The organism is Mycobacterium sp. TH-M11, assembly GCF_057473725.1.
This window is the reverse complement of record NZ_JBYCLD010000350.1, coordinates 1-4,497: the sequence shown is the minus strand read 5'-3', so window position 1 is coordinate 4,497 and position 4,497 is coordinate 1. Positions and strand designations below refer to the sequence as shown.

The 4,497-nt window shown below is 67.7% G+C and carries 4 protein-coding genes; all 4 read left to right on the top strand.

What is annotated here, in order from left to right; translation table 11 throughout:
• Positions 1 to 862 (top strand): ArsB/NhaD family transporter (locus AC2VOG_RS14020; RefSeq protein WP_486940494.1); only part of this gene is annotated, 862 nt, incomplete at its 5' end.
• Between the two features lie 68 nt (positions 863 to 930).
• Complete coding sequence (gene arsD / locus AC2VOG_RS14015) at positions 931 to 1,323, top strand: arsenite efflux transporter metallochaperone ArsD (RefSeq protein WP_486940493.1); 393 nt, start codon at positions 931 to 933, stop codon at positions 1,321 to 1,323.
• Between the two features lie 13 nt (positions 1,324 to 1,336).
• Positions 1,337 to 3,112, top strand: coding sequence for an arsenical pump-driving ATPase (gene arsA, locus AC2VOG_RS14010; protein WP_486940492.1), 1,776 nt, complete (start codon positions 1,337 to 1,339; stop codon positions 3,110 to 3,112).
• Between the two features lie 62 nt (positions 3,113 to 3,174).
• Positions 3,175 to 4,497, top strand: a 1,323-nt coding sequence (locus AC2VOG_RS14005) for an FAD-dependent oxidoreductase (RefSeq protein ID WP_486940491.1), incomplete at its 3' end; no start/stop codon positions are given.

Genomic DNA, 4,497 nt, shown 5'->3' with positions numbered 1-4,497 from the left:
CCGCTCAATCCCGCGGACCTATGACATGGCCGCGCTGCGCCGCCCGGCGGATGCCATCACCGACCCGTTGACCTTTCGGGCGGGGTGGGCCGTGCTGGCATTGCTGTTGGTCGGCTATTTCGGGGCCGACCCGATGGGGGTGCCGCTGTCGGTGGTGGCCGGGGCCGGTGCGGTGATCTTGATCGCGGTCGCCGCCCGCTGGCCCGCGTTCGTCTTCTCCGAGCCGGCGCGACAGCCGGTTTCCGTGTCGGAGGGTGCGGGCGGGGCGAGCCAGGAGCCCGCTTTCGGCGATCCGGTGAACACCGCCGACCTGACTGATTCCGTACCAGATCAGGTGATGGCCGAGGACGTCCGCGGGGGTGCGCAGCGGCGGATTCCGGTTGGCAAGGTCATTCGTGAAGCGCCCTGGCAGATCGTGCTGTTCAGCATCGGCATGTACCTGGTGGTGTACGGCCTGCGCAACCAGGGATTGACCGGTCAACTGGCCAAGCTGTTCGGGTTGTTCGCGAACCACGGGCCTCTCGCGGCTGCGCTCGGGGTGGGGGTGGCGGCAGCGGTGTTGTCGTCGATCATGAACAACATGCCCACCGTGCTGGTCGCCGCGCTGGCCGTCGGTGCCGTCAGCGCAACCGGGCTTGCCCACGACGCGATGGTCTACGCCAACGTCATCGGCTGTGACCTGGGCCCCAAGATCACCCCGATCGGCAGCCTGGCCACCCTGCTGTGGCTGCACGTGCTCGACCGCAAAGGCATGCACATCGGCTGGGGCCGCTACTTTCGCACCGGCATCGTGCTCACCGTCCCGGTGTTGCTGGTCACCTTGCTTGCCTTCGCTGCCTGGCTGACCGTCGTCGGCGCCTAAACCTCTCATTCCGAATCACGACACCGAAAAATCACCGTGCACCTGCCCAAGCAGAGGAGAAAGTGAAGATGAGCAAAGTTGAGGTATTCGAACCCGCGTTGTGCTGCGCCACCGGCGTGTGCGGTGAGGACGTCGACCAAGACTTGGTGACGTTTTCGGCCGACATGGACTTCGTCCGCAGCCACGGCGGCGAGGTTCTCCGCTACAACCTGGCAAGCGAACCCGTCGCGTTCGCCGAAAACGATGCGGCGAAGGCGTTTTTGGAGGTGGCCGGCTCTGAGGGGCTGCCACTGATCCTGGTCGACGGCGTCACCGCGATGACCGGCCGCTACCCCGACCGCACACAGCTGGCCCGCTGGGCCGGCGTGGCGGCCGACGAAGCCGCCTCACCGGTGATGCTCGGCGTCACCGAAACAGACGCCGGCGGCTGCTGCGGCGGTGCAGCCACAGAATGCTGTTGAGAAGGGTTGGGAAATGACATTTTTGGACAACCCGCCCCGGTTCATGTTTTTCACCGGCAAGGGCGGGGTCGGTAAAACCTCCACCGCGTGTGCCACCGCGGTCACCCTGGCCCGGCAGGGCAAGCAGGTGCTGCTGGTCAGCACCGACCCGGCCTCCAACGTCGGGCAGGTGTTCGGAATCACCATCGGCAACACCATTACCGAGATCGGCACGGTCGCCGGGCTTTCGGCGTTGGAGATCGACCCGCAGCAGGCGGCCGAGGCCTACCGCGAACGCATCGTCGGTCCGGTGCGAGGGTTGTTGCCCGACAGCGAGATCCGGTCGATCACCGAGCAGCTGTCCGGATCGTGCACCACCGAAATCGCCTCGTTCAACGAGTTCACCGAACTCATCACCGACTCCAGCGGCGACGTCGGACGCTTCGACCACGTGCTGTTTGACACCGCCCCCACCGGGCACACCATCCGGCTTTTGCAGCTGCCCGGCTCGTGGACCGATTTCCTCAACGACGGCAAGGGCGACGCCTCCTGCCTGGGACCGCTGTCGGGGCTGGACAAACAGCGCACCGCCTACGCCGACGCCGTGGCGGCGCTGGCCGATCCGGCGCGCACTCGGCTGGTGCTGGTTTCGCGAGCCCAAAAATCGGCCCTCGCCGAAACCGCCCGCACCCGTAGGGAACTGGCCGCGATCGGGTTGACCCGCCAGTATCTCGTCATCAACGCTGTGCTGCCGGCCCCCGCCGACGACGCCGATCCGTTGGCGTCGGCGATCTATCGCCGCGAACAGGACGCGATCGCGCACCTGCCGGCCGAATTAGCCGAGCTGCCTATCGAACAGGTCGAACTCAAGGCCACCAACGTCATCGGCGCAGACGCGGTGGCGGCGTTTTTCACGCCCACCGCGGCCCTGCCGGCCGCTGCGACCCCATCCGATACCGGATCACCGTCGACCGGGGCCACGCTCACCGATCTGATCGACGAACTCGCCGACCAGCCGCACGGCTTGATTTTGTGCATGGGCAAGGGCGGCGTCGGTAAGACGACCGTCGCCGCGGCGATCGCGACCGCACTTGCCGGTCGCGGGCACCAGGTGCACTTAACCACTACCGACCCCGCCGGCGATCTCACCGACACCGTCGACCCGGACCTGCAGAACCTGCAGGTATCCCGGATCGACCCGGTCCACGAGACGCGCCGATACCGCGAGCATGTACTGGCCACCAAGGGCGCCGCACTTGATGAGCAAGGCCGTGCGATGCTCGCCGAAGACCTGCGCTCGCCCTGCACCGAAGAGGTCGCCGTGTTCCAGGCTTTCTCCCGCGTCATCGGCGAATCACGGCGCAAGTTCGTCGTCGTCGACACCGCGCCCAGTGGGCACACCCTGCTGTTGCTCGACGCCACCGGCTCCTACCATCGCGAGGTCGCCCGCCAACTGAGCGACGCGCATTTCGTGACGCCGCTGATGCGGCTGCAAAACCAGCAAGAAACCAAAGTCGTCATCGTCACGCTCGCCGAGACGACACCGGTCGCAGAAGCCGCCGGCCTGCAGGATGAACTCGAACGCGCCGGCATCCACCCGTGGGCGTGGGTGATCAACAACTCGCTGGCTGCGGCTGATCCGCGCGCACCGCTGCTGCGAGCGCGCGCGGCCGCGGAGCTGCCGCTGATCGACAAAGTGAAAACCGAGCTCGCCGAGCGCACCGCGTTGATTCCCATGCTCGCCGCCGAAACCGGTGCGATCCCCGATCTGCAAGCGCTGGGCGCGACCCAAGCCACGACAGCCCGGTAGCCGCCCGCCCGCCCCGGCGGGTGCCGCACAAAGCTTCGCCACCTCGAATCAGGAGATCACTCATGGCCACTCGCCACGTCCTCGCGATCGGCGGCAGCGACGCCGGTATCAGCGCCGCGCTGCGCGCCCGCGAACTCGACCCCGGCACCGATGTCACCGTCGTCGTCGCCGACGCCTACCCCAACTTCTCCATCTGCGGCATCCCCTACTACGTCTCCGGTGAGGTCACCCACTGGCGAAACCTGGCGCACCGCAGCACCGCCGACCTGGAAGCCACCGGCATGAGCCTGCGCACCGACACCCGGGTCACCGCCATCGACGCGGCCGCGCACACCGTCGATATCCTCGACGCTTCCGGTGCGGCAAGCCAACTGGGCTACGACGCTTTGATCGTGGGCACCGGCGCGGTGAGCGCTGTGCCGCCGCTACCCGGTCTGGTCGGACCCGGCGCGCTGGGCCCGCACGACGGCGTGCACCTGCTGCACTCGATGGGCGACACCTTCGCGGTGATGGAGTCGCTGACCACCCGCGCCCCGCAGACCGCGGCCATCATCGGCGCCGGCTACATCGGTTTGGAGATGGCCGAAGCGCTGACCACGCGCGGTATCCGCGTCACCCAGATCGAGGCCCTGCCCGAGGTCTTGCCGACGGTCGATCCCGAACTCGGGGGCCTGGTTCACGCCGAACTGCACCGCAATGGCGTGGAGGTGCTCACCGACACCACGGTGACCGCGATCACGCGCTCCGAGAACGGCGCGCTCACCGTGACCGCCCGCTACGGCGACCAAACAATCACCCGCACAGTAGATTTCGTTCTCGTCGTGGTCGGTGTGCGTCCCGACACCGAACTGGCTGCGCGTGCCGGCGCCCAACTCGGCGCCAAAGGCGCCATCGTCGTCGACGAAGCCATGCGCACCAACCTGCCCGACGTTTTCGCCGCAGGCGACTGCGTGCACACCCATCACCGACTGCTCGGCACCACCTGGCTACCGCTGGGCACCACCGCGCACAAACAAGGCCGCGTCGCCGGGGAAAACGCCCTCGGCGGCAACGCACGCTTCGGCGGCAGCCTGGGCACCCAGGTGGTCAAGGTGTTCGACCTCGTCGCCGCGCGCACCGGGCTGCGCGAACACGAGGTCCGCGCCGCCGCGCGTGGCTGGGCACCGGCCACCACCGCCAGCGTCTGCGACGATCACAAGGCCTACTACCCGGGCTCCACTCCGATTCACCTGCGGATCACCGGCGACCAAACCAGCGGGTTGCTGCTCGGGGCCCAGCTCGTCGGACACCGCAGCGCCGAAATCGCCAAACGCGTCGACACCTTCGCCACCGCACTGTTTCACGCCATGACCGTCGAGGCCGTCAGCGAGCTCGACCTGTCCTAC

What these genes read in the sequence shown, in the direction of transcription:
- arsD (WP_486940493.1), top strand. Translation starts at nt 931, where the DNA reads ATGAGCAAAGTTGAGGTATTCGAACCCGCGTTGTGCTGCGCCACCGGC.
- arsA (WP_486940492.1), top strand. Translation starts at nt 1,337, where the DNA reads ATGACATTTTTGGACAACCCGCCCCGGTTCATGTTTTTCACCGGCAAG.